The following is a 25,971-nucleotide window of genomic DNA, read 5'->3' on the forward strand; positions in this document are numbered from 1 at the left end:
CTCGGTCGGTTGGGGTCAGGCGGGTGGTGGATCAGCAGGAGGTGCGGACCGAGAGGTCGTACTTGGCGTCGTCGGCCTGGAAGGTGTAGATGCCGGTGCGGGTGATGGTGTTGCTACCGATCCAGTCGTCCTTGTCGACCGCGGAGCCGGTGTCCTGGTCCCAGGCCGAGATGACGGTGCCGCTGGGCACTGAGACGTTCACGGCCCGGAGATCGCCGTTGTTCATGGTCTTGGGGCCCCAGAAGACGCCGGGGCGCTTGAGGTAGACCTCGTCCGGGCCGGTGACGTCCTCCGTGTCCCAGACCCGCAGGTTGCACAGCCAGAAGCTGGCTGCCGGGGCGGCGTCGTCCACCGGCGCCGCGTTGGCTGCCGGGACGGCGCTCACCATCGCGCCCGCGGCCAGTGCCATGACTGCGACGCTCTTCAGCCCGAAGAATCGTGTACGCATCGAATTCCCTTTCGTCGTTGCCGGCGCCGCCGGCCGGAGATGTTGCCGGCCCGGCGGCCATCTGCGCTTCAGCTTCGGCCGCCGATAGTTGCCTCGACCACACGTTTCGAGATTTCTGTCAGCGATTTCGGGCGGCCGGTCGGCTGAAAGCGGACTGAAAGTACGCGCTGTTTGCCTAGCAGGTGATCCACCGCCATCCGCGATCGGGGGAAGACCGGTGCGTGTCCACGGAAACGCTGCTGGGGAGTTGGAATCCGGGTACACCGAACTACAGTTGGGAGCCTTCGAGGACCTGCGGGTCGCCATCGACGTGTCGCCGGCGCCGACCCTCGTATCGCTCGTGTGCGCCGCGCTGGGCAGGTCCGGGCGTCGCAGCCCGAACAGGTTGGTCGACCGGGTCCGACGTATGATTCCGGCGGACGCCGCGCAGACGTTGAGAGGTGTCGTCGATCGGCCGTGGCTGCGATTACCCAACTGCGTCTGCAGCCCAGGTACGAACCACTCCGTACGAACGCAGCTCGACAGCCTGGCCGCCACCTCGCCGGATCATCTGGTGCACGACGTCCTCCGGTTGTATCGAGACGACGAGCCGCTGCCGGAGTACTGGCAACGGGCGCTGCACGATCCGCGTCGTTGGCTGGCGGCCTTCGCGACCGCGATGGCAGTGGCGTGGCAGGCACTCGCACCCGCCTGGCGGGAAACGAAAGCCGTCCGGATCCGGGAGACCGAGCGGGTCGGCGTCGCGGTGGTGAGCGGCGCCTTCGACGCGCTGCTGGCGTCCGTCAATCCGCCGAGCGACGTCGCTGATCGGGCGCTGCACTTTCCCGACGCCAACCCCTACCAGGTCCGGCTGGGCCCCCGACGGCTCGTCCTCGTCCCCGAGGTGTCCGGCAGCTCGATGTCGGTGTTCAGCCTCGACGAACCGGACCTCGTCTGGTTCGCCTACCCCGCGCCCGGCGTCGAGCACCTTCACGACAGCGACGCCACACCGCCGTCACACAGCTCACTGAAGCTACTTCTAGGCCCGATCAAGGCACGCCTCCTCCAAGTGCTCACCCACCCGTTCACCATGGGCGTACTGGCCGATCGGCTCCGTCTGGACCCGAGCACAGCGACCTACCACTGCAAACAACTCGTCAACGCCGGCCTCGTCGCCCGCACCCAAGCCGGCCGCCAGGTCCGCGTCTGGCGCACCCCCCGCGGCGACGCCCTCATCGACCTCCTGTCCTGACGACCGCCGCCGGGACAAGCCGGTGGTTGTCGGAACAGCTTCAGTTGTTCGACCAGTTGGCGTAGCGGATCTTGCCGAGGACGGCGGGGCCGGCTGGTACCAGGGCGTCTTGGGTGAGGACGGTGCCGTAGCAGCGGGCGTTGGGATCAGCGACGACCTCGCGTGGGTCGCCGCGGAGGGCGAGGGCCGTGCGGAAGAACTCGTCCATGCGGCTCCGATCCGGGCCTGCGATGTCGACGCGGTCGTTCAGGGGGTGGCCGAGGGCGACTTCGGCGAGGTGGTCGGCGACCTCGTCGGCGGCGACCGGCTGGAAGTCGACGGGTTGGACCCGGAGGACGCCGTCCAGGTCGAAGGAGGCAGCCACCGGGGTGAGGAGTTCGTACATCTGGGTGGCGTGGACGAGGGAGTACGGGATGCCTGAGGACTTGATCAGCTCCGTCTCGGCAAGTTTGGCACGGAAGTGGGGGACCTGCGGTGAGCGCTCGGTGCCGACGACCGCGAAGGCGACGTGGTGGCTGACGCCGGCCGCCTGCTCGGCGCGCAACGTGTTGGTGATCGCGGTTCGGAACAGCTCCACCTGCGGGGTGTCCTCGAACGACGGCGAGTTGGTCAGGTCGACCACCACGGACGCGCCCTCCAACACCCGATCCAGACCTTCACCGGTCAGTGGATTCACCCCGGTGTTGGACGATGCCCCGACGGCCTGATGTCCGGCGTCCGTCAGGCGTCGTAGGACCATGGAGCCGAGCAGCCAGCCACCGCCGAGCACGACAATCTTCATAACCATTCCTCCTGTCTCGCGGCGTAGTCGCCGACTACTTCTTCGCCCAGTCGGCGAACCGGATCGTGCCGAGTACGGCGGCGTCCGTCGGAACCAGCGCGTCCTTCGCGGTCACCCCGCCGTAGCACCGGGAGTTCGGGTCGACCACGACCGGCCGCGGATCGCCGCGCCCGGCGAGCACCTCGCGGAAGAACTCGTCCATCCGGTACCGCTCCGGGCCCGCGATCTGGACGCCGCCGTTCAGCGGCTCGCCGAGGGCGGTCGCGGCGAGTTGGCCGACCACCTCCTGCGCGGCGACCGGCTGGAAGTCGATCGGCGGAACCCGCAGCTCGCTGCCGACATCGAAGGTGTTCTCGGCCGACTGCAGGAACTCGAACATCTGCGTGGAGTAGACGAACGAGTACGGGATCCCCGAGCCCTTGATCAGCGCGTCCTGGACCAATTTGGCTTGGAAATAAGGCACCTGCGGCGACCGCTCGATACCGAGCACCGACCAGCCGACATGATGCCCGACACCTGCCGCCCGCTCAGCCCGCAGCAGGTTGTCCGTCGAGGCCCGCACCAGCTCCGCGACGTCGTTGTCCTCCACCGAAGGGTTGTTCGTCAGATCCACCACCACCGAGGCCCCCGCCAGCACCCGCTCCAGCCCCTCCCCCGTGAGCGGATTCGCCCCATTGTTCGGCGACGCCGAAACCGCCTCGTGCCCCGCCGCCCTGATCCGCTGCGCAACCCCCAGCCCAACTCCCCAAGTCCCACCAACCACCACAACCCGCACAACCAACCTCCCACTCCAGGCGCCACCCAGCGCCACCTGCAGCACTGACCAATCACCCACCCCCGTTGTGACAGCCGGCAGGTCAGACCGGCGGCCGCGGGAAGAGCAGAGGGCTGATCTCAGCCAGCAGCTCGCGCAGCTGTACGGCGCCTGGGCCTACTGCCGTGTTCCCGTCGAGGAGGAGCGCGTCGCACAGCCCGATCGCCTCGTCGCGCTCGGAGGCGAACGGCGTGAAGACACGCCTGACGGCTTCGTGGATGTAGGTGAGCTGCTCGAAGTCCGCGGACGTCAATGCCTCGGCGACAACGGAGAACGCCGCCAGGTCGAGCCGCCGGAGCATCGCCTCGGCAGTCTCGAGTGTCACGGCCGTGTCGTGCCGATCGAGGAGCAGGCGGAGCAGTGTTGCCCGCGATTCGGGCAGGTCGGTGAACGTCGCCAGCGCTCGACCTGCGTCAATCCGATCCAGGTAGTCGTCGCTGGCTGCAAGCCGCACCAACGCGATGACGGCCGCGCGTCTGCTCTCCTGGTCCATGCCGGCATCGTTCCACAAGCCGGCACACCCGAGTTCCAGGTCAATCAAGTTCTGAGTGACCTGGAACCAGCGGGCTGTTAGTGCAGGGGTTGGGTTCCGGGGGTGGGGCGTTTGGTGGGGGTTTTGGTGATGGTGAAGGTGCCGGTGAGGGTGGGGGCTACGTTGCCGGCGTTGTCGGTGGCTCGGAGTTTGAGGGTGTGGGTGCCGGGGGTGGTGAAGGGGACGGGGGCGGTGTAGGGGGTCCAGGGGCCGTTGTCGAGGGTGTATTCGATGGAGCGGATGCCGCCGGTGTCGGTGGCGGTGGCGGTGAGGGTTGCTCGGTCGATGAACTCCCAGCGGGCGTTCTGGTTGCCGGTGAGCCAGCCGGTGAGGGTTGGCGGCGTGGTGTCGTTGCCGGCGGGGACGACGGTGAAGGTGGCGGTGCCGGGGGTGGAGGTGTTGTTGGCGTTGTCGGTGGCTCGGTAGGTGACCGCGTGGGCGCCGTTGGTGGCGACCTCGACGGGGGTGGTGTACGGCGTCCAGGCGCCGCCGTCGAGTTGGTATTCGACGGTCTTGACGCCGGAGCCGGCGTCGGTTGCGGTCAGCGCTACCGAGGCTTTGCCGACGTAGTTGCCGTTGGCATCTTGGGTGCCGGAGACGGCTGCGGTGACGGTGGGCGGAGTGGTGTCCTGGGCGACTACGGTGAAGTGCGCCATACCCTCGGGTGAGAGGTTGTTGGCGTTGTCAGTGGCGCGGTAGTGCAGCATGTGCATGCCGGGCGTGTTGACGTTCACCGGGGTCGTGTACGGCGTCCAGGCGCCGCCGTCGAGCTGGTACTCGACGGACTTGACGCCGGAGCCCGCATCAGTGGCGGTGACGGCGACCCGGGCCGTGTTGATGTAGTTGCCGTTGGCATCCTGCTGGCCAGTGACGGCGGCGGTCACTGTGGGTGGAGTGGTGTCCTCGGGCGGCTCGACCACCCGGAAGCCCACCGACTTGGTCGGCGCCACATTCCCGTCGTTGTCGGTGGCCCGGTACTGCACGGTGTGATCGCCGAGCGCGCTGACGACGACCGGCGCCGTGTACGGCTTGAAGCCGGTGTCGTCCAGCTCGTACTCGACCGAGGCCACACCCGATTGCGCATCCGTTGCGGTCACGGCGACGGTGGCCTGGCCGAGGTAGTGGCCGTCCGAGTTCTGCGTTCCGGTGACGGCAGCGGTGACGGTCGGCGGGGTGGTGTCGTCGCCGTCCTCGGTGACGATGAACTCACCGACCATCGTGCTGTGCCCCGGGATCGCGCAGAAGTACCGGTACTTGCCCGGCGTGAGCGTCACCTCGACCTCGTGCCGGCCGTCGCTCCCGTCATCCGGGTACGCCAAGATGTTCAGATCGACGTCGTGGTTGTACCCCGGTGTCGAAAGGTCGAACGTCAGCGTGTGCGACATGTCGGTGGTGTTGCCGGTCGCCTCGCTGTTCTCGAAGACGATCGTGGTCACGCCGGCGACCGCTTGGGTCGGTGCCGTGGTGTAGGCGGTGACGCTGTTCCCCGCCGTCCAGTTCAGCACCTGGACGGCGGCAGGCTCCAACGGCGCCGAAGCCAGCGCGGACTGCGGCGCCAGTAACAGCAGTACGGCGGTGAGCCCAGCTATGAGTCGTCGCATCGCAGCCTCCTAGAGGGTCCGCAGCCGGATGTTTCGGAACTCCATCAGGTCGCTGTTGCCGTGGTTCTGCAGCCCGATGTAGCCCTCGAGGTACTGCCGCAGGTCGCTCGGCGGATCACCCGCGCGCGACGACTGCAGCCCCGGCGCGTTGTCGAACTCGTTGATCACCACGCCGTTGCGGATGATCGTGTAGCGCTGCCCGACGACCTTGACCTCGTACTCGTTCCAATCCCCCTTCGGGGTCGGCCGGGCCGCGGTCAACGGGTTCGGGTCGAAGTTGTAGATCGAACCGGTCTTCTGCGGCTCGCCCGTCTCACCGTCGTACAGCTGGATCTCGTGACCGCAGTAGATCGCGACCCAGGCCTGCGAGGTCCGGGCCGAGCCGACCGTTCCACAGCTGCCGAGCGGCCGCTGATCGAGCGGCGTCCGCGGATCCGGGAACCGGACGAACACGCCGCTGTTGGCCCGGACGGCGTCCGGCGCGACGTCGCGGAACTGGAGCTTCAGCGAGAAGTCGCCGTACGGCTTCTTCGCGAACCAGAGCATGCCGAGCCCACCGGACGGTTTCAACGTCCCGTCCGGCTGGATCGCGAACTCACCTGACGGCGCTTGCGCCCAGTCGTAGAACGACTCGGCCGTGCCGTCGAACAGCGGCTCGTACCCGGTCACCCCCGGCTTGCCGATATTCGACGCGCGGGCGACCGCGATCAAACTGTCCCGCTCGGCGACGGTGATGATCCCGCGCTGCCGCAGCTGCCGGGTGGCCTGCTGAACGTGGGTGACGAACAGGGCGTGGGTGGCCCAGGTGCTCTCGTCGTCGATCAGATCATCCGCCTTGCAGCCGCCGCCCGCGTTGCGGTTCGGCACTGTCGTCGAGGTGTCCCCGATCGTCACTTGAGCGCCCTGATCCGCCATCACACAACCGGCGTTGATCGCGACCGATGCTACCGCGGTGGTCCCGTCGGCGTAGGTGATCGTGACCTTGGCGGTCTGCAGGCCAGGTGCGGCGTACGTGTGCCGCGGGTTGGCCTCGGTCGACGTCGCGCCGTCGCCGAACGTCCAGGCGTACGACACCCCACCGGCCTTGGCGCCGTTGAACGCGTACGTCAGCGGCTTGTTCTGGACGGCGATCCCGGTCGCCTTCGGCAGCGGCGTCGGCGCACCGCCCTTGTAGCTGATCTTCACCAGCTTCTGGTTCGGGTGCAGGGTGAAGAACCCACCGCCGTAGTCGAGGACGTAGAGCGCGCCGTCCGGACCGAACCGGGCGTCCATCCAGCTCTGCACCTGGTTGGCACCGTTGCCGCCAGCAACGATGTGCTGGAAGGTCTCACCGAACGCCGGCGGCTGCGCCGTCGGGACGCCGGCCGGGTCGACCGTGATCGCGACCCGGCGGGTCGGCGTCGAGTTGTCGCCGATGAACCACTTGTCGTCCCAGTACTTCGGCCAGGCCACACCGCTCTTGGTGTTCACCCGGTCGTAGTGGTACGTCGGCCCGGACATCACGGCCTGCCCGCTACCGCCGCGGAAGTACTGCTGCGTGTACGTCGCATCCGCGTCGTTGTACGTCGGGATCGAGCTGCCCGGCCGTTTCGGGAACACCGGGCCGCCGCCACCCGGCGAGTACCAGATCATGTTGTCCTTGACCGGCGGCAGCTCGACCAGACCGGTGTTCCGCGGCGAGGTGTTCAGCGGGTTGTCGCAGTCGTACCAGCCGGTCAGCACGGACGCGTCCGTGTTGCTGCGGTTCCGGTACGGCTGCCGGTTGCCCATGCAGAAGGGCCAGCCGTGGTTACCGGCCTCGGTGATGATCGTCGCGGTCTCGTACTTCGCGGGCCCCAGCTCCGGGCTCGGCGTACCGGCGTCCGGCCCGACCCAGGCGGCCGTCAGCCAGTCGGTTTCGGGGTCGATCGCGAGCCGGGAGATGTTCCGCACGCCCATCACGTAGATCTCGGGCAGCGTCTTCGCCGTCCCCGGCGCGAACAGGTTGCCGGCCGGGATCGTGTAGGTGCCATCGGCCTCCGGGTGGATCCGGAGGATCTTGCCGTTCAGGTCGTTGGTGTTACCCGACGTCCGCCGGGCGTCCTGGAACGACAGCCCGCCGAACTCCTGGGTCCAGTTGTTCCCGGAGTAGCCGCCCGATCCGCCGGACGAGTTGCTGTCGCCGGAACCGACGTACAGGTTGCCCTTGGAGTCGAACGCCATCCCGCCGCCGGCGTGGCAGCAGCTGTGTTGCTGGACCTCCCACTGCAGCAGGTCCTTGCGGGTGGACAGGTCGATGGTCTGGCTGGTCGCGTTGTAGGTCAGCCGGGAGATCGTCCGCTTGCCGGTGTGCCGGACGCGGTCGACGGTGTCGTGCGGCATCCAGTAGACGTAGAACCAGCCGTTGTCGGCGAACTTCGGGTCCAGCACAATGCCGAGCAGGCCCTCTTCGTTCTTGACCAGCTCGTCGCCGGAGCCGCGGTTGCCCATCACCGGCAGCGTGGCCAGCAGCTTCGCCTTCTTGGCGACCGGGTCCCACTGGTGGATGGTGCCGCAGCCGAGGCCGACGTTCGGGTTGTCCCAGGAGACCACCGGGCCGGTCGGGCAGGCCGCCTTACCGACATAGAAGACCTTGCCGGTCGGCGCGATCGTCATCCCGTGCGGCTCGCCGATCTGGTCGAGCTGGCCGGCCTGGTTGGGCAGGGTGAGCCGTTCGACCGTGTAGTTCGCGGCGATCGTCGCCTGACAGTCGGCCCGGACCATTCCCGTCGTCCACTTCAGCGCGCCGAGGATGTGCTTGCGGAACGCGGACTCGCCGTAGCTGCCGTCGGTACCGCCCATGCCGGTGTAGAAGGACCGGCCGCCGCTGTAGTCACGGCACCACGAGATCGGGTGGAACGGGCCGTTGGCGCCCGGGCCGGGGTTGTAGTGCCGCTCCTCGACCTGGGCGACGGTGTGCACGGTGCCGATCGGGTTGATCGCCCAGTTGCGCCACTTGTCGGTCCGGGTGAGCGTCAGCGGCAGGCCGGCGTTGGCCGGGTGCTGGCGATCGAGGATGTTGACCACCGCGCGTTGCGGGGTCGGCTCCGGCGGAGGCGTCGAGTCGCCGGTGTAGTAGAGCAGGTCGGCGAGCTGGATCAGCGGCTCACCGCCGTTCGCGGTGATGTTCAGCCGGTAGTGCGCGTACGTCGCCGGGTTCGCGATCGTGAACACCCGGCGCTGGAGCCGATCGCCGAAGACCTCGTTGCTGCGGCTGTCGACATCGGTCCAGGCTTCGCCGTCGTTCGAGCCCTGCAGGGTCCAGTTCTTCGGGTCGCGGCCGACGAAGTCGTTCGCCGAGGTCAGCGAGTACCTGGTCACCGCGGCCGGCTCGGCCAGCTTCATCGCGACCCAGCCGGTCGGCGCGAAGGCCAGCCACTTGGTGTTCGGGTTCGCGTCGGTGAGCTTCTCCTTGGTCTCGTTCGGCGGGTTCTCCGCGCTCGCCGTAACCGTGGCCACCGGCCGCGGCGGGGGCAGCTGAGCGCCGACCGGACGCGCGCCGACCAGGCCGGTGAACCACTCGGAGTCCGGCTGGAACTTCGACGCGTCGGCGATCCCGAGGTAGCCGTTACCGGCCTTGATGTAGTTCTGCAGCGCGGTCTCCTGCTCGCGGCTGAGCGTGATGCCCTCCGCGGAGAGGAACACGACCGCGCGGTACGTCGCCAGCTTCGCCGGGGTGAACACGGCCGGGTCCGAGCTGACGTGGACGGTCATCCCGTTGGCCTGCCCGATGCCGGCGATCGCGTCGGTCGCCCGTTCGACCGGATCCAGCTGGTCGTCGGGTTCGCCGCGGAACACCAGGACCTTGACCGCGACATCGTCGGCAGCGGTCGCGGCGACCGGGGCGGCTTGTGCGACCGGCGGCGTACTGCCCGGTTGCGCCACTTGGGTGCCGAACGTCAGTGCCGCAATGGTCAAAAGGGCAGCGCTACGCCGCCGACGGTTGAGCCTCATCGTTCCCCCTCAGCCGTGATGATTGGAGTGATCGGCCTGCGGTGCGGCCACATGGTGGTGCTGGCGGAAGCGGTCGATCGCCGCCTGCGCGCCGGGCGGCATACTCCCGTCGGGGTTGCGGACCAGGAACAGGCCGACCATCCCCTGATCGGAGTGCATCTGCACGTGGCAGTGGTACATCCACGCCCCCGGACCGACGCCTTCGCCGGCCAGCACCTGGAACCCGAACGAGCTGCCCGGGTCGAGGTTCTTGTTGTCGATCACCGGGCTCGGGTCGTTGGCGCCGGTGAGCATGCCGGTCCGCGTGTCGGCCCAGCGGTGCGCGTGCAGGTGGAACGTGTGCGGCAGGTTGCCGTGCCCGATGCAGACGAACTCGACCCGCTCCCCCTGCCGGGCCTCGAACATCGGCGTGTTCGGCGCCTTCTTGTTGTTGATCAGCATCTCGTTGAACACGACCGTGAACTGCCGATCCGGGATCAGGTCACCGCGGCGGCGGACGATCAGACCGCCGTACAGGCCCTTCTGGATCCCGATCGTGCCGTGGTCGTTCCCGAGCGCATGATCGTGGTAGTGCCAGTAGCCGGCGGTCCCGGGCAGGAAGCGGTTGCCACCGATGTCAACCTGCTTCCGGGACCGCCAGGTGTACGTTCGGGTCTCGCCGGGCTCGTTGAACGAGTCGTTCAGCGGGCTCCCGTCCGAGTTCACGTCGTAGTCGACGCCGTGCGCGTGGATCGACAACCGCTTGTCGGTGTTGTTCACCAACTCGATCTCGAGGGTGTCCCCCTCGTAGATCTCCAGCAACGGCCCGGGGATCGTCGCCTCCCCCGGCGCCAACCCGTACCCGTACAGATCTCCGGGCAACGGCTCGGCGTACAAGGTGATCTGGCGTACCACGCCAGCTTTCTCCGGGGCAGACGCCGAACCGCTCAGCACCGCTCCCCCGGCCACCGCAGCCGGTGTCACCAACACCGATCGCCGCGACAACCGCGAATTTCGGGCATGCTCGACCATCAAGGGACTCCGTTCGGGCGGGAACGCGTGTCTCCAGGTGTAGTTCAGCCCGCACCCTACGTAGCCAGCCCGAAAATGTTAAGACCTTGCCGCATCTTTCTGTCGCACGTTGTCAGAAACTGGCAAGGCGCCGAGAGGTTCTCGGCGCCTTGCGGTGGGTGGTTGGGGTTCAGTGGCGGCGGGTTACGGCGGCCCAGGCGTCGACGATGCCGTGGCCGTAGAAGCCGTTGAAGTTGCGAGTGCCTTCACAGAGGGCGTTGAACTCGTCGGGGCGGCCTTCGTTGGTGTAGGTCAGCAGCGGCGGGTTGGGGCAGGAGCGGGGCTGGGCGGTGTCCATCAGGATGCGGCCCACCTTGTCGGGGTCGAGGCCGAAGTCGCCGCGGGTCTTCTTGCCGTACTCGCTGACGATGAGGGCGGCGACGCCGGAGGCGTGCGGGGAGGCCATCGAGGTGCCTTGGAGGACGAAGTAGTAGCCGCAGCGGGTGTAGTCGGTGACTCCGGGCGGGCACTGCTTCTGGGCGCCGGCGGCGATCCCGGCGGCGGTCAGCTCACCGGCGGCGTCGACGTGGCCGTTCACCTGGAGCTTGTTGACGGGGTACGTCGACAGGATCAGGTTGCCGTTGGTGCGGTGTTGCGGGGTGCCGAAGTAGTCGCGGAACCAGCCGCCGGGGGCGGAGACCTCGATCTGTTCGGTGCCGTAGTTGGAGTAGTCGGCCTTGGTGGTCGTCGGGCCGAGAGCCGAGACGCCGATCACGTGCGGGCCTTCGACCGGGAGGTCGAGGCAGGTCGCGTTGTCGATCGGGCGCGGGTATTCCTGGCCGGCCGGGAAGTCGGGGCTGGACAGGTCGGTGCGCGGCTTGCCGAGGTCCTCGTGGTTGTTGCCGAGAGAGCCGACCAGCGTGACGCCCCGGTTGTGGGCGTAGTTCAGGGCGCGTTTCATCGCCCGGATGATGGTCCGCTGCTCGGCCTGCGACTCGGGGCTGTCGGCCGGGTTGGCGGTGCAGTTGTAGAGCCACGGGTCGACGTAGAAGGACATGTTGACGACGTCGAGCCGGACGTCGCCGGCGTACGTCAGCGCGTCGGTGACCGGGCCGAGGAACAGGTACCCGCTGTCCTGACCGCCGCGGATCTCGACCAGCGTCACGTTCGGGGCGACGCCGGAGACGCCGACGCCGTTGGCCGCGGCGCCGATCGTGCCGGCCACGTGGGTGCCGTGCCCGCTGTCGTCCCAGCCGACCGGGTCGACACAGCCACTGAACTCACAGACGCCGTCGATCTCGGGAATATCCGGTGCGAAGTTGCGGGACAGGTTCCAGTCGAAGTTCGGCGCGATATCCGGGTTGCGGGCGTCGATCCCGGAGTCGAGGACGCCGACCTTGACCGCCTTCTTGCCCGGCTGGACCGTGCGCGCCAGATCCGAGCGCACCATCCGCAGACCCCACAGCTGACCGTCCAGCGGGTCCATCCCGACCGGCCGCTTGGCCGCCGGGCCGCGACCGGTCCGGCCGTTCTCGTGCTCGATGGTGAGCGGTTTCTGCTGCGGCGCGACGCCGACCGGCCGGCTCCGGGCCGCTCCCTCGATCACACTCGACGCCGACACCCGGGTCACGAACCCGGACGCCGCCGCCCGCACGGTCACCGTGCCCAGATTCGCGTTCTCCTTGACCACTTCACCGCCGGCCTGCTTGATCGCCGCAACGGCCTGGCTCCGGTCCGCGCCCTCCTCGAGCAGGACCAGATACTCGGTGTTGCCCCCAGCAACACCCGCCCCGGCGCCCACCGGCGCCACGACCACGCCGGCGACCAGGACGAACGCCCCGGCCGCCGCCAGTAGACCTCTTCGGACATCTCTCATCAGTGAACCCCTCCCCTGAACACACATGGACGAGGCTCACGCTAGGTCGAAGTCCAGCACCCGAGAAGACGACGACGTTGTCAGAGGTCTAGGCAGTTTCGGGCCAAATTCCCAATCAATCGCTTGCCTGATCAGCCGTACCGCCGTTCCGCCGGACGACGGCGGCATGCCACCCGATCACGATCGGAACGATCACCAGCTCCAGCACCGTCGCCGCCCGGAACACCGGATGCGGCTTACCGGTCCGGCGCGCCGAGATCAGCCGCGGCACCCCGCCCACAGCAGCCGTCCCCAGCACCACCCGAGTCACCGTCGCCCGCTCCTCCGGCCGCCGAATCGACCACCACAACACCAGCCCGGCCATCGCCCAGAACGTGTTCACGAACCGGTACTCGCTGTCGACACTCGCCGTCGTCGGCCCGCCACCCGGCGCCGCCTTCGGCCCCCCGAGAATCCCACTCAACCCACTGGCCACCGGAACCGCACCCAACACACCCAGTGTCGCCAGCAACGCCTTACGTGACTTGGTCTCCGCCATGCCCCGAGCCTAGATCAGCCCCAGGCCGTCGATGTCTGGTGTGACATCGGGGCGGGGTTACGCATCGGAAGGGTAGTTACGTCGATGCGGAGGTAGGGCTTTGTTCGTGGGGCGAGTTGTTGTGGCGCTGGCGGTGGTTGCCAGTGGGAGTTTCGCTGGGCCGGCCGTTGCGGCGGGTGGGCCGACGGAGACGATCACGTTGGTTACTGGGGACACGGTGGTGATGCGCGCCTCGGGAGTTCCGGTGGCGACGGCGGGGCCGGGGCGGGGCGGGATGCGGTTTCAGGTCAGCCGGGTCGGTGGAGACACGTTTGTGGTGCCGTACGACGCGCTGCGGCTGACCGGGGCGGGCAAGGTGGATCGGCGGCTGTTCAATGTCACGAAGCTTGCCGCGCTCGGGTACGGGGATCGGGCGCGGGGTGATATCCCGTTGATCGTCGAGGGGACGGCGCGGGCCGCGGCCGGGGTTCGGCGGGAGCCCAAGGATCGGGTGGGCGAGTTCTGGAAGAGCTTGCAGCACAAGGCGAAAGCGACGACCGGTATGACGAAGGTCTGGCTGGACGGCAAGGTCACGGCCACGCTCGATCGCAGTGTGCCGCAGATCGGCGCGCCGACGGCTTGGCGGGCCGGGCAGACCGGGTCGGGGACGAAGGTCGCCGTACTGGACTCCGGGATCGACACCTCGCATCCCGATCTGACCGACGCCGTCGTCCAGGCGCAGGATTTCACCGAGAGCGGGTCCGGTACGGACGATCGGTCGGGGCACGGGACACATGTCGCTTCGACGATCGCGGGCAGTGGGGCAGCGTCGGGCGGGAAGTACAAAGGCGTCGCGCCGGGCGCGAAACTGCTGAACGGCAAGGTGCTGGACGACGACGGCGACGGCTCGGAGTCCGCCGTACTGGCCGGGATGGAGTGGGCCGCCGCGCAGGGCGCGGAGGTGGTGAACCTCAGCCTGGGTTCGAAGTTCCCGACCGATGGGAAGAGCCCGCTCGACCTGGCCGTCGACCGGCTCACCGCGGAGACCGGCACGTTGTTCGTGGCCGCGGCCGGCAACAACGGTCCCGGCAGCCAGACCGTGAGCAGTCCGGCCGCGGCCGACGCCGCGCTGGCGGTCGGGGCGGTCGACCACGAGGATCGGTTGGCCGAATTCTCGTCCCGTGGACCGCGCGCCGGTGACGCCGCGATCAAGCCCGACCTCACCGCGCCCGGCGTCGGGATCGTGGCCGCCCGGGCCAAGAACGCAGTGATCGGTACGCCGGTCGACGCGTCCTACCTGGCCATGGACGGTACGTCGATGGCCGCGCCACACGTCGCCGGTGCTGCAGCGATCCTGGCCGGCCAGCACCCGGAGTGGACGCCCGCGGAACTGAAGGCCGCCCTGATGGGCAGTGCCGAACCGAACCCGGCGCTCACGGTTTACCAGCAAGGCGCCGGCCGAGCGGACGTCGGACGCGCGGCGACCCAGCAGGTCCGAGCGGATGCCGGCAGCATCGACTTCGGCGAGGCCCGCTGGCCGCATGACGACGACAAGCCCGTACGGCGGACCGTCAACTACCGCAACGACGGCGACCAGCCGGTCACGCTCACGCTCAGCACCAGCGACCTCAAAGGCCCGCAAGGTGCCGCCGTCCCCGCAGGGATGTTCGTACTGTCGGCAACGACGGTGACCGTGCCGGCACACGGCTCGGCCGCGGTCGACGTAGTTGCGAACCCCGCGGTCAGCGGTCCGGACGGGACCTACCAGGGCGGCGTCGTGGCGACCGCCGGAACCACCCGGGTGCGCACCGCTGTGGCGCTCTACCGCGAACCCGAGAGCTACGACGTGACCGTCCGGGCCATCGGTCACGACGGGCAGCCGGCGCCGCTGAGCCACTTCATGATCGCCAATGTGGATCGGCCCGGATTCGTCGTCCGGGACGGATCCGCGGAGCAGTTCGTCCTGCGGCTGCCGAAGGGAACCTATTACTGGGAGGGCTTCCAGGAGCGGATGATCAGCGAGCAGCCGTTCGCGTTCGGCTCGGAGCACTTCTTCGAGCCGAATTTCGCGATCGCGACGGACACCATGCTGACTCTCGATGCGCGCGATACCGTGCCGCTCGTCCTGCGCAGCGATCGCCCCGAGGCCGATCAGGCCGCGCTGGGCTTCGACAGCTGGCGGGATACGCCGTACGGCGGGAAGGCGTCCGTCGGCGGCTCGACCGGCGGCACCGAAGCCTTCCCGATGGCCAACGAAACCCGAGTTCGGCCGTCGCAGACGTCGGCGCCGGGCGCGTACTTCTTCAGCGCCCAAGCCCTGCTGGCCAAGCTGGACGGCCACGGTGGCTGGTCAGGCAGTCCGTACCAGTACCACCTGAAGTGGCACCAGGACGGCCGTGTGCCGCGCACTCTGGACCGCCGGTTCCGGGATCGCGACCTGGCCGAGCAGACGACGGTCATCGCGGCTCAGGCGCCCGGCGAGTTGGTCACGAAGGACCTGGTCACCACGGTCAGCACGCCGGGAAAGATCGTCGAACGCTACTCACCGGGGTACGAGTTCGAGCCGGGCACCCTGACCCGGCGCAGCGCCGACGGCCAACTGCTGATGAGCCAGGGCAAGAGCACGCCCAGGTTCTTTGCCACCAAGGGCGTCGCGCCGCCTGCCCGCTGGAACGTCGGGCCGTTCATGCCGGCCGACGACACCGATCGGGGCAGTCGGCGTACCGGCGACGCAATCGACGTTCAGCTCTGGATGTACTCCGATCAGGATCTCGACCACACCGGCGACTCGCTGGTCGACTCCGGCCGTACGCGCCTGCTCCGCGACGGTGTCGAGATTGCCGCGTTCGACTACCCCGGGGAGTTGACCGCCGACGTACCAGCAGGCTCGGCTACCTACCGCCTGGAGGTCGAGAGCTCCCGCAGCATCACGCCGTTCTCGACCCGGCAATCAGCCGCCTGGACGTTCCGCTCCAGCACCACCGCCGAACCCACCCCACTACCCCTGCTGTTCATCCGGTTCGCCCCCAACCTCGACCACCGCAACCAGGCGCCCAGCGGCACCCGGTACGCCGTCCCGGTCCAACTGTCCGCCGGCAAGCTCACCGCGGTCGAAGCCTCCTACGACGACGGCGCCACCTGGCGACCCGCAAAACTCCAAGGCGACAAAGCCCTTCTCGACCACCCCCACGGCAACGGCTACGTATCCCTTCGAGCCACCGCACTAGATGCCGCAGGCAATAGATCCGAACAGACCGTCATCCATGCCTACAAGCTGACCGGGTAGGTCGCGCCGGTACGGGCGGAGTACGGGCAGGGGGGTGTCGATTGTGGTTACCACAATCGACGTCCGCCGGTTCGTCCGCCCGTACTGGAGGTCTTCCCCGATGCGTAAGTCAATCGACCCAGTGCGGCGTTTGCTGGGGTGTTTTGTGGTGCTGGCCGTGTTGGTTACCGGCTTGGCGGTGACGTCGATCGGTCGGGCGGAGGCCGCGCCGGGCACCGGGGCGGGGTTGTACGTCCCGCTGGCGACCACTCAGCGGATCTATGACTCCGGATCGACGCTGGTGCAGGCGCAGGAGACGAAGACCGTCACCTTCACCGGGAAGGGTGGGATTCCGGCGACCGGGGTCAGCGCGATCGCCGCGACGGTGCAGGTGCTCAGCCCGACTGCGGGTGGATCGCTGCCCGCGTGGCCGGCCGGGGAGGCGCAGCCGGCTGTGTCGGGGTTGCTGTTCGCCGCGAACATGAACTACATGTCCGGGTCGGCGGTGATCCGGCTGAACGCGTCGGGGCAGGCGAGTTTCGCCAACAAGAGCTCCGGAACACTGCGGATTCGCGTCGATGTCACGGGCTACTTCACCAGCGCGGAGGCGACGACGGCGGGCTCGCGATTCGTTCCGCTGCGACAGTCCCGGGTAGTCGACACGCGCTCCAAGGTCGGCGTCCCGGGCACTACGCCGGTGGGCGCGGACAAAACCATCACGTTCCAGGTGGCCGGGCTCGCCGGTCTGCCGGCTGCCTCGTCGATCTCGGCGGTCGCGGTCAACGTCACGGCTCTGGTCCCGACGGCCGCCGGCGGCTGGACGCTGTACCCGGCGGGCGCCACCCGCCCCACCGTCAACCACGGCTTGCATCTGCAGACCCGCCCGAAGACCAACAGCTCGATCGTCAAGCTCGCCGCCGACGGCCGTTTGTCGCTGACCAACAACTCGACCGGTACGTCGCACTTCACGGTCGATGTCACCGGCTACTTCACCAGCGCCTCGAACGCGACCGTCGCCTCGAGCCGCGTCGTCGCCTTGTCGCCCCGCCGGATCCTCGACACGGGCAGCACACAGATCGCGGCCGGCGCCACCGTGAACCTGCGGGTGACCGGCGCGGGCGGCATCCCGACGAGCAATGTCGCGGCGGTCGCGATCAACCTGATCGCCTCCGGGTCGGCCACCTCCGGCGACTTCCGGGTCTACAGCGCGGGCGCATCCGCGCCGCCTGCTACCGATGTGATCTTCGCCCCGAGCCCACACCAGTTCAACCAGGTCTGGGTCCGGCCGAGCGCCGCCGGCGACATCACCATCGCCAACCGCACAAACGCGGGCGCCCGCCTGTACGTCGAAGCCCAGGGCTACGCGGTCACGCCAGGGAAACCGCAAGCACCCACGAACGTGACCGCGCAGGCCGGCGACCGCTCAGCCACGGTCTCCTGGACGGCCCCCACGGACGCCGGCGATCTCCCGATCAGCGGCTACACGGTGCAGGTCAGCCCGGGCGGTGCGGAGATCTCGTCGACCACGACCACGGCGTCGATCCCGAACCTCGACAACGGCACCGCCTACACCTTCGAGGTGACCGCCCGGACCGCGACCGGTACGTCGGCGCCGTCGCAGCCGAGCGCCGCTGTCACTCCGGCCAAGGCCGGTCCGCCGGGCGCTCCGATGATTACCGGCGTTGCCGGGCGGGACTCGGCGGTCCAGGTGGACTGGTCACCGCCTCCGGAGACCGCAGGCGCGATCACCGGCTACACGATCACCGTGCAGCCGGGCGGCCGGACTGTTCAAGCTCCCGCGGACGCGACGACGGCCACGGTCACCGGGCTGACGAACGGATCGACGTACCGGTTCACGATCGCGGCGACGAACGCGCACGGCACCGGTACGGCGTCGCCCTTGTCGAAGCCGGTCACCACGCGCCCCGCGGAGGTTCCGATGGCGCCGGTGCTCGACAGCGTCGTCCCGGGGCCGAATCGGATCGACGTCCAGTGGGCGCCGCCGGCCGATGGCGGGTCGCCGATCACGTCGTACCGAGTGACGCTGACGCCGGGCGGGCAGGAGCAGGTCATCGAGGCCGACACGACGGTCGCGGCGTTCGGGAACCTGACCAACGGGACGTCGTACAGCGCCAGCGTGGTGGCCGTGAACAAGGCTGGTGCGAGTGAGCCGGCGACGCGCGGCAGTCTGGTCCCGGTCGTCACCCGGGTGCCTGGCCGCCCGCTGAATGTGAGTGTTTCGAGTATCGCCAGCGGCAGCCTGGTCGTCACCTGGCAGCCGCCGACCGACCCTGGGACGAGCGTAGTCACCGGGTACACCGTCACCGCCGAGCCCGGCGGCCGGAGCGCGACAGTCGGCGCGACGGCGCGGACGGCGACCATCACCGGGCTCGATGCCGCGACGAGCTACACCGTGCGGACGACGGCGTCCAACGCGGCCGGCACCGGTACGGCCGAAGTCTCCGAGCCGACGCGCGCATCGGTCACGGCCACGAGCGTCACGCCGAACTTGTTGTCGGCAGAGTCGCTGGCCGGTCTGACCGACTACCGCACCGACGGCACCTTGATCTTCGCCCGACCGTCAGCTCAGGTCGCTGCCTTCAAAGTCGGCGACGTCATCGCCTCGCTCCCCGATGCGAAGCTGCCGTTGGGCATCATGCGCCGCGTCACCAATCGGGCCACCCAAGGGCCCGCGGTCGTGTTGTCGACCGAGCAGATGCCGCTCAGCGGTCTGCTGACCGCAGGTGGGATCACCTCGGACCAGGTGCTGACGAACGACTCCACGACCGAGGTGCAGAGCGCGCCGGGCGCCAAGCGTTCCCAGCCGCTCATCGACGGTAAGACCCGGCAGCAGGGCGCGCCCCGGCGCGAGCAGGCGAACAAGATCCAGGGTGGCGAGGTCACCTTGATGGACGGTCAGTACACGTTCACGTTCTTCGCCGAGGTGGGCGCGGAGAACGGCTTCGCCGGCGCGGTCGAGGGCTCGGTGAGTATCAAGCCGAACCTGATCACCAAGATCGACTTCGGGACGCCGACGAAGACCGAGTGGGGTTACACGGTCGACGCGCATGCCGACGTCCGCTGGCGGGCCGGCTTCGTCGCGAAACTGCTGTCGAAGGAATGGGAGGTGCAGCGGATCCGGGGGCCGCGGGTGGTCGTGATGGCCGGGCCGGTGCCGATCGTGCTGACCACCGAGCTGAAGGTGATGATCCGGCTCGACGTCGAGGGCAACGTCGGCGTCCAGCTGCGGTACAGCTACGGCCGCGAGATCGGCGCAAAGATCACGACCGAGGGCACCAAGGTCACGCCGGAGGTGATCAACCGGACGTACGACGTCAACGCGGGCGACATCCAGTTCTACGCGGCCGCGACCGCGCGGCTGGCGGCGCCGATGATCGGCTTCTACGTGTACCTGTGGGACGTCGGCGGCCCGGGCATCCTGGCCAGCCCGTTCACCGAACTCGAGGTCGATCTCAGTCAGAATCCTTGGTGGACACTCGATCTCGGCGTCCAGCTCGGCGCCTATCTGGGCATCAGCGACGACATGAAGAAGATCTTCGGCCAGGAGTTCGGCTGGGAGGACGACTCGCTCTTCGAGGCCAAGGTGACGATCGCCCATGCGGGCGGCCCGTTCGCCGGGCTGAAGGTCGAGCCGGCGAAGGCCGAGATCGCCGCCAACACACCACTGAAGCTGACGCCGACCGTGATCGTCGGGGGTGTGCCCACGACGCCGCCGCAGGTCGAATGGTCCGTCGTCCGCGGGCCGGGATCGGTCGCCGCCGACGGCACCTACGTCTCCCCCGACCCCGGCGCCGCCGTGGTCCGGGCGCATATCGACGAAAGCCCGGCCGGCGAGGAGATGAACTTCGAGGTCGGCATCCTGGTCGGCAGCGGTCCCCCGGCAGCGCCGGCCGCCCCGTACGCCGAACCCGGCGCCGGCTCGCTGAACGTCTCCTGGCGGGCGCCCGCCAACGGCGGCTCGCCGATCCTCAGGTACGCGATCACGACCGTTCCCGCGACCGCCACGACCTGGGTCGAGGCCCCGGCCCGGACCGCGCGGCTGCTCGGCGTCACCGTGGGCCGGACGTACCGGGTGCAGGTCGCCGCCGTCACCAGCCTGGGCACGGGCCCGCTCAGCCCGCTCAGCGCCGAAGTCGTCCCGGCCAGTCTCGGGATGACGATCACCGGCACCGCGCAGAACCTCAACACCACCGAGTTCGGCGTGCCCAACACGCAGGCCTGGGACATGACGTTCAAGATCACCGGGGACGGCCAGTACGTCTATTTCGTTGCTGGCGGCAACTCGAATGTCGTGCCACTCGAAGCCCGCAACGGCGTCGCCTACCCGTACCTGGTCCGCCGCAGCCTGGGCACCGGCCGGATCGAGCTGGTCTCCCGGACTGCCGACGGCGTCACCCCGCAGGCAATCGACCCGGGATCGATGGGGTTCCCCGGGCATGAAGGCGTCGCGATCGGCGCCAGCCGCACCGGCGACCGGATCGCCTATCAGGAATGGCGGAACCCGCACTGGACCGGTGACGTCGTCGTCCGGGACCTGCCCTCCGGGCGCATCATCGGGCGCTATCCGCTCCCGTCCGGCGAGATCCTGGAGACCCTGAAGCTCAACGACGACGGCACGGTGCTCGCCTTCGCCACCCGGCCGCCGATCAAGCCCAGCCGGGCCCCCGATGCCAACATCTACCGCGCCCTGCCGGGGTCGGGCGGAGCGGCAACCGAGATCGCGGGGTGCTTCATCAGCTGCGCCGATGACCATGAGACCCCGTACTTCGACATGGACGGCTCCGGCAACACGCTGGCCTGGGAGACGTGCGCCGGTCCGAACCGCAACTGCCGGGTCCTGCGCTGGGCCGCCGGCACCGTCACCGATCTGCTGGCACAGCCGGTCGAGCGTGAGCAGGCCCAGACCCCAAAGCTCTCCGACGACGGCAGCTACCTCACGGCGTCGTACACCAACGCCGCGGGCAGCAACGAAGGCCTGGCGGTCGTTCCCATCGGCGCGAGCAGGATCACCCCGCAGGCCGTTCGGGCCAACTACGCCGCGGACCAGCTGGTGACGCCGATGAACCTCAACCGGAACGGGACGAAGGTCCTCTACACCGTCGGGATCGGCAGCGGGACCGGCCCCCACCCCGGTTACATCTTCAACCGCGCCGGCGCCTCGACCAGCTTGCTCGCCCCGAGCGAATCGGTGGTGATGGCCGACACCAGCGACGACGGCACCCTCGCGGTCTACACCCAGTTCCTCGGCGTCCCCGGCAGCGGCGGCGCCTTCGGAACCCAGACCCTGATCCGCCGGATCTGAAAGTCCCCCTGCCCATCAGTTGTTAAAACTCGAACGACCCGCTACTCTCCAGATCAGAAGTTGAGCGTTCAACTTCTCATTCATCGGAGAGAAGGTTGTGTGATGGGAACGATCGAGGGACGGACGCCGTCGCGCCGGGGGTTGCTGAAGTGGGGGTCGGCGGCTGCGGTCGCCGGGGCCGGTGTCGCGCTGGCGGGGCAGGCCGCGAACGCGGCTGAGCCGGCGACGCCGACGAAGTTCGCGCCGCTGCCGGTGGGAGCCAAACCGCTGCCGGTCGGGCCGGAGGGGTACCGGCTCGACAAGGTCGGGCCGGAGATGTACGCCGTGACGGCGGGCGGAACGCAGGCGGCGTTCGTCGTCAGCAGCAAGGGCGTGATCGTGATCGACGCGCCGCCATCGCTGGCCGACGCGCTGCCGGCCGCGATCAAGAAGGTGACCAGCCGGCCGGTCACCCACCTGATCTACAGCCACCACCACGCCGACCACATTGCGAACGCCGGCGCCTTCGGCCGCGTCACGCGCATCGCGCACGCCGAGACCGCGCGGCTGATCAAGGGCGAGCGCGACCCGCAGCGGCCGCTACCGACCCAGACCTTCACCGACCGGTACACGCTGACGGTCGGCGACCAGCGGCTCGAGCTCAGCTACCCCGGCGTCAACCACGAGGCCGGCAACATCATCATCCACGCGCCCCGCCAGCGCACCGCGGTGATGATCGACGTCGTGATGCCGGGCTGGGCGCCGTTCCGGGCCTGGGGTACGGCCGACAGCGTGCCCGGCGTCCTGCGCGCGCACGACGAGCTGGCCAAACTCGATATCGACACCTTCATCGGCGGCCATGTGCACCGGCTCGGCACCCGAGAGGACATCCGGGTCTCCCGCGAGTTCGTCCACGACCTGTGGAACCACACCACCGAGGCGATCGCGGCGACGCCGATGGGCGGCTTCTTCGGCATGGTCGAAGCCGGTAACAACTGGGCCGGCTTCCGGCTCTGGCTGGAGGCCGTCGCCGACAAGGTCGAGCCGATCATCCAGCGCAAGTGGCTCTCCCGGCTCGGCGCGGTCGACGTCTTCACCCGGGAGAACATCATCACCGTCGCCCTCTCGCACGTCGTCGACGCCCCGCGGGACCTGTGAGCCGCTGCGTCGGCAGGGTGGGTCTGGCGATCCTAGGGAAATCGGTGCGATCGAGGCGGGCTGCCGCGGGCCTAGCTTCGAAGTATGGAGAACGTGGAGCTGACGGGTCAGGTGGCCGTGGTCACGGGTGGGAACTCGGGGCTCGGGCTGGCGACGGTGCGCGGGCTGGCGGAGCGGGGCGCCCGAGTGGTCGTTGCCGTGCGCAATGTTCCGGCCGGGCTGGAGGCGGTGCGTGGGATCGGCGGGACGGTCGAGGTTCGGGAGCTGGACCTCGCGTCGATGGCGTCGGTCCGCGCGTTCACCGCGGAGCTGATCGATGACCACCCGAAGCTGGATCTGCTGGTCAACAACGCCGGAGTGATGTTGCTCGGGCCGCGGCGGACGTCGGCGGACGGGTTCGAGCTGCAGTTCGCGACCAACGCCCTGGGTCAGTTCGCGCTGACCGGGTTGCTGTTGGGGAGCTTCCGGTCCGGGCGGGTGGTGAACGTCAGCTCGGCGACCCATCGCGGCGCGCACCTCGATTTCGCTGATCTGATGTTCGAACGCGGCTACCGGGCGAATGTCTCGTACGCGCGCTCGAAACTGGCCGCGACCGTCTTCGGGGTGGAGCTGGACCGACGATTGCGGGCGGCCGGGTCGCCGATGATCAGCGTGCTCGCACACCCGGGGATGACGCGGACGAAACTGACGCCGCGCGCCCTGGAGCAGCACGGCCGGGCCGGGCGGCTGGTTTCGCGGGTCGCGCTGCTCGCGGGCCAGCCGGTGGAGCGCGGCGTACTGCCACAGTTGCATGCGGCAACTGATCCGAGTGTGCGGGGCGGCGACTTCTACGGCCCGTCCGGGCCGGGCGAACTGCGCGGCCCGGTCGGTCGGGCGCGGCTTGCCCCGCAGGCAAGCGATCCGAGTGTCGGCCAGCGCCTCTGGGCGGCCGCCGAGGAGCTGACCGGAGTCCGGTATCTGTCCGTGAGAGGAGCAAGCCAATGACGCACGTGGAGTTGCCGACGGCAAAGTTCGGGCCGTGGGCCGTGGTGACCGGGGCATCGGCCGGGATCGGGCGCGAGTTCGCGCGGCAACTGGCCGCCGGCGGGCTGAACGTCGTCATCAGTGCCCGTCGCGCGGCGCCGCTGGCCGAGCTCGGCGCCGAACTCGAGCAGCAGTACGACGTCCGGCACCGGGCCGTGGTCGCCGACATGTCCCAGCCGAACGGGCCGCACCACTTGATCGAGGCGACCGCCGACCTCGACGTCGGGCTGCTTGTCTCGAACGCCGGCGACCTGGTCCCTGGCGAGTTCCTGGGCCGTGAGCTGCAGTACGCGTTCGACTCCTGGCAGCTCAATGCCGGCAGCCATCTGGTGCTGACCCATCATTTCGGGCAGCGGCTGGCCGAGCGCGGTGCAGGCGGCGTCTTGCTCGTCGGCGCCGCGGGCGCGGAGAGCGGGATCCCGTGGGCGGCCGCACATGCCGCCGCCAAGGCTTACACCAACACCCTTGCCCGCGGTCTGCACGCCGAGTTCGCCGAGCGCGGCCTCAACCTGACCGTGCTCACCCCCGGTCCGACGCGGACCGAACTGCAGAGTCGCCGCGCGCTGCCCGAGACCGGTGGGACGACGGTGAGCAACGCCGTCAGCACCGCCTTGAAGGCGCTCAAAGCCGGGGACGTCGAGGTGACGCCCGGCCTGGCCGCCCGGGTCCTCAACAGTCTGCCGGCCTCGATGTCCCGGCGGATCTCCGGCCGGACGATGGCCGCCGCCGCCCAGTCAACCGTCAGCCAGTAGGAGGATCCGATGTCCAGCCAGTCCGCAACCGTCCGCCCCGCCCGCAGCTCGGCCGGGATCATTGCCCTCGGCATCGTTGGCGCCGCGGCCGTTTCCATCGCCCTGAACGCCGCCGTCGCCGCGATCGCCCTGGCCGCCGGCGCCTCCGCCGACTTCCAGCCGCTCCAGTTGTCGGCGTACGCCATGTGGACGATCGTCGGCGTGCTGGCCGGCTTCGGGGGCTGGGCGGTGGTCCGCGCTCGATCCGCGAAGCCCCGGCAGGTGCTGCGCACGCTGGTCCCGGCAGTCGTCGCCATCAGCTGGATCCCGGACTTCGTCGTCGGCTTCAACAACTCGTTCCCCGGGACCAGCTGGGGCGCCGTGATCGCCCTGATGGTGATGCACGTTGTGATCGGCGCTGTGGTCGTGGCCGTCTGCGCGCGGGTGCTGCCGCTGCCGCGAGGCTAGCGCAGCCGGGCCTGCAGGGCAGTGGTGACCTCCGGCGGGTTGCGGTGCAGCTCGGTGACGAGGGTGGCTTCGAGGAGAGCCGGCCACTCGACCGGCGTCGTCCAGTTCGACTCGTAGCCGCCGGCGAGCAGCTGGGTGACGGTGGCCGCCACCGCGCCGGCTCGGGTCAGGGCGCTGATCGGGGCGCGGCTCGGGCCGAACGGCGTCAGGTCGAGGGTGGGCTCCTCGCCGCGGAGCGCGGTGGCGAGTTCGTCGGCGAGGAGCGGAGCGAGTGAGAGGTCGGAGCTGTTAAGCAGCCAGACCCCGGGGAGCGCGGTTTCGCCGATGAGCGGGAGACCGTCGATGGCAACCGGCCGGTTGGTTAGCTGAATCTCCTGCACGCTGCTCTCGCCCAGATCGCGGCGGAGCTGGCGGGCGGCGGCGTTCAAGACGTGCAGTACGTCGCCCACCGGCGCAGCACCGACCGGCTCGGACGCCACGACCTCGGTGCCCCCGAGTTGGAGCTGACCGACGCGCAGCGGGGCGGCGTACGTCGCGGCGGCAAACGCGCGGCGCGGCGTCCGGACCAGGTACGGCGGGATCGCATCGCCTTCGGTGTCGACCACGACGGAGACCTCTGCACTGTCGACCAGTTGCAGGGTCTCAGCGGCCGCAGGCGCCGCTGTGTTGACCAGAACGACGGCTCCGGCGGTCAGCGACGTACCGTCGTGCAGCTCGACCCCATCGCCGACCTGGACGATGTCCTCGACGATCAGTACACCACCGGCCGCCTGGAAAGCGCGTTCGAGACCGGCCATCAGTTCTGCCGTGTCCACCGCGAACTCGTTGGGCAGATAGAGCGCCTGCAACGGACGGGCGGTCGGCTCGGGGTCGAGCCAGTCGAACTCCGCTGGGTCGACTACCTCGAACGGCTCGCCGTACTGTTCCAACGCCGCGCGGACGGCGGCGAAGTTCGCAGAGTCGACGTCAGGCAGCCCCATTGTGTTGAGAATGACCAAACTGCCGTCTGCGGTCTGTACGTCGCTGTCCAGCGAGTTGAGCCACTCCGGCCACAGCTGCGCCGACTTGTGGCTCCACGCCACTTTGGTTGGCTCATGCGCGTCGCTGAGGCCACCGAAGGTCTCCACGAGCCCGACAGCGGGCTCCGGACGCCGAGCGCCGACCACTGCGACCTGAGTGCCGCGGCGGGCCAGCGCCAGGCCGAGGGACAACCCGAACGCGTCGTTGCCGACGACCAGAACGTCGTACGTCATGAGTGTTCC

General features: G+C 69.1%; 17 protein-coding genes. 7 read left to right on the top strand and 10 right to left on the bottom strand.

All coding sequences use genetic code 11. The features are described 5' to 3' along the window. Positions 1–31: 31 nt before the first annotated feature. The gene (locus tag HPO96_RS20980; protein WP_171675223.1) at positions 32–448 is read right to left on the bottom strand and encodes a hypothetical protein; all 417 of its coding nucleotides are present in this window, start codon (positions 446–448) and stop codon (positions 32–34) included. 406 nt (positions 449–854) lie between these two features. Here HPO96_RS20980 and HPO96_RS20985 point away from each other — a divergent pair, with 406 nt between their 5' ends. Then, entirely contained in the window at positions 855–1,679 is an 825-nt protein-coding gene (locus HPO96_RS20985; protein WP_171675224.1) for a winged helix-turn-helix domain-containing protein, read from the top strand. Between the two features lie 40 nt (positions 1,680–1,719). Here HPO96_RS20985 and HPO96_RS20990 read toward each other — a convergent pair whose 3' ends face one another. From HPO96_RS20990 to HPO96_RS21025, 8 genes are all read right to left on the bottom strand, one after another. Then, positions 1,720–2,460, bottom strand: coding sequence for an SDR family oxidoreductase (locus tag HPO96_RS20990; RefSeq protein ID WP_171675225.1), 741 nt, complete (start codon positions 2,458–2,460; stop codon positions 1,720–1,722). 34 nt (positions 2,461–2,494) lie between these two features. Beyond that, the gene (locus tag HPO96_RS20995) at positions 2,495–3,235 is read right to left on the bottom strand and encodes an SDR family oxidoreductase (protein WP_171675226.1); all 741 of its coding nucleotides are present in this window, start codon (positions 3,233–3,235) and stop codon (positions 2,495–2,497) included. An 82-nt stretch (positions 3,236–3,317) separates the two neighbouring features. Continuing rightward, positions 3,318–3,767, bottom strand: a complete 450-nt coding sequence (locus HPO96_RS21000) for a hypothetical protein (RefSeq protein ID WP_171675227.1) — start codon at positions 3,765–3,767, stop codon at positions 3,318–3,320. Positions 3,768–3,844: 77 nt separating this feature from the next. Then, entirely contained in the window at positions 3,845–5,407 is a 1,563-nt protein-coding gene (locus HPO96_RS21005) for an OmpL47-type beta-barrel domain-containing protein (RefSeq protein WP_171675228.1), read from the bottom strand. Between the two features lie 9 nt (positions 5,408–5,416). Next, positions 5,417–9,379 (bottom strand): ThuA domain-containing protein, encoded by a 3,963-nt coding sequence (locus HPO96_RS21010; RefSeq protein ID WP_171675229.1) that lies wholly within the window; start codon positions 9,377–9,379, stop codon positions 5,417–5,419. Between the two features lie 9 nt (positions 9,380–9,388). Beyond that, positions 9,389–10,390: a multicopper oxidase domain-containing protein gene (locus HPO96_RS21015; RefSeq protein ID WP_171675230.1), complete on the bottom strand. Its 1,002-nt coding sequence runs from the start codon at positions 10,388–10,390 to the stop codon at positions 9,389–9,391. Between the two features lie 169 nt (positions 10,391–10,559). Further along, positions 10,560–12,245, bottom strand: a complete 1,686-nt coding sequence (locus tag HPO96_RS21020) for a S8 family peptidase (protein ID WP_171675231.1) — start codon at positions 12,243–12,245, stop codon at positions 10,560–10,562. A 115-nt stretch (positions 12,246–12,360) separates the two neighbouring features. Further along, entirely contained in the window at positions 12,361–12,783 is a 423-nt protein-coding gene (locus tag HPO96_RS21025) for a DUF4345 domain-containing protein (protein WP_171675232.1), read from the bottom strand. A 106-nt stretch (positions 12,784–12,889) separates the two neighbouring features. On the opposite strand from HPO96_RS21025, the gene HPO96_RS21030 reads away from it, so the two are divergent. The 6 genes from HPO96_RS21030 (at position 12,890) to HPO96_RS21055 (ending at position 24,709) form a co-directional block, all read left to right on the top strand. Beyond that, positions 12,890–16,048, top strand: a complete 3,159-nt coding sequence (locus HPO96_RS21030) for a S8 family serine peptidase (protein ID WP_171675233.1) — start codon at positions 12,890–12,892, stop codon at positions 16,046–16,048. Between the two features lie 100 nt (positions 16,049–16,148). Next, on the top strand, positions 16,149–21,350 hold the full coding sequence (locus tag HPO96_RS21035; RefSeq protein WP_171675234.1) for a fibronectin type III domain-containing protein: 5,202 nt from the start codon (positions 16,149–16,151) through the stop codon (positions 21,348–21,350). Positions 21,351–21,452: 102 nt separating this feature from the next. Next, positions 21,453–22,487: an MBL fold metallo-hydrolase gene (locus HPO96_RS21040; protein ID WP_171675235.1), complete on the top strand. Its 1,035-nt coding sequence runs from the start codon at positions 21,453–21,455 to the stop codon at positions 22,485–22,487. An 84-nt stretch (positions 22,488–22,571) separates the two neighbouring features. After that, positions 22,572–23,471: an oxidoreductase gene (locus HPO96_RS21045; RefSeq protein ID WP_171675236.1), complete on the top strand. Its 900-nt coding sequence runs from the start codon at positions 22,572–22,574 to the stop codon at positions 23,469–23,471. Next, a complete protein-coding gene (locus HPO96_RS21050) occupies positions 23,468–24,262 on the top strand; it encodes an SDR family NAD(P)-dependent oxidoreductase (protein WP_171675237.1) in 795 nt (264 codons plus the stop codon). The genes HPO96_RS21045 and HPO96_RS21050 overlap by 4 nt, the downstream gene beginning before the upstream one ends. 9 nt (positions 24,263–24,271) lie before the next feature. Further along, positions 24,272–24,709, top strand: a complete 438-nt coding sequence (locus HPO96_RS21055; protein WP_171675238.1) for a DUF6069 family protein — start codon at positions 24,272–24,274, stop codon at positions 24,707–24,709. On the opposite strand, the gene HPO96_RS21060 is transcribed toward HPO96_RS21055, so the two are convergent. After that, positions 24,706–25,962 (bottom strand): NAD(P)/FAD-dependent oxidoreductase, encoded by a 1,257-nt coding sequence (locus HPO96_RS21060; protein ID WP_171675239.1) that lies wholly within the window; start codon positions 25,960–25,962, stop codon positions 24,706–24,708. The two genes, HPO96_RS21055 and HPO96_RS21060, sit on opposite strands and share 4 nt — an antisense overlap. Positions 25,963–25,971 lie beyond the last annotated feature (9 nt).

Source organism: Kribbella sandramycini, assembly GCF_013131805.1.
Taxonomy (GTDB): Bacteria; Actinomycetota; Actinomycetes; order Propionibacteriales; family Kribbellaceae; genus Kribbella; species Kribbella sandramycini.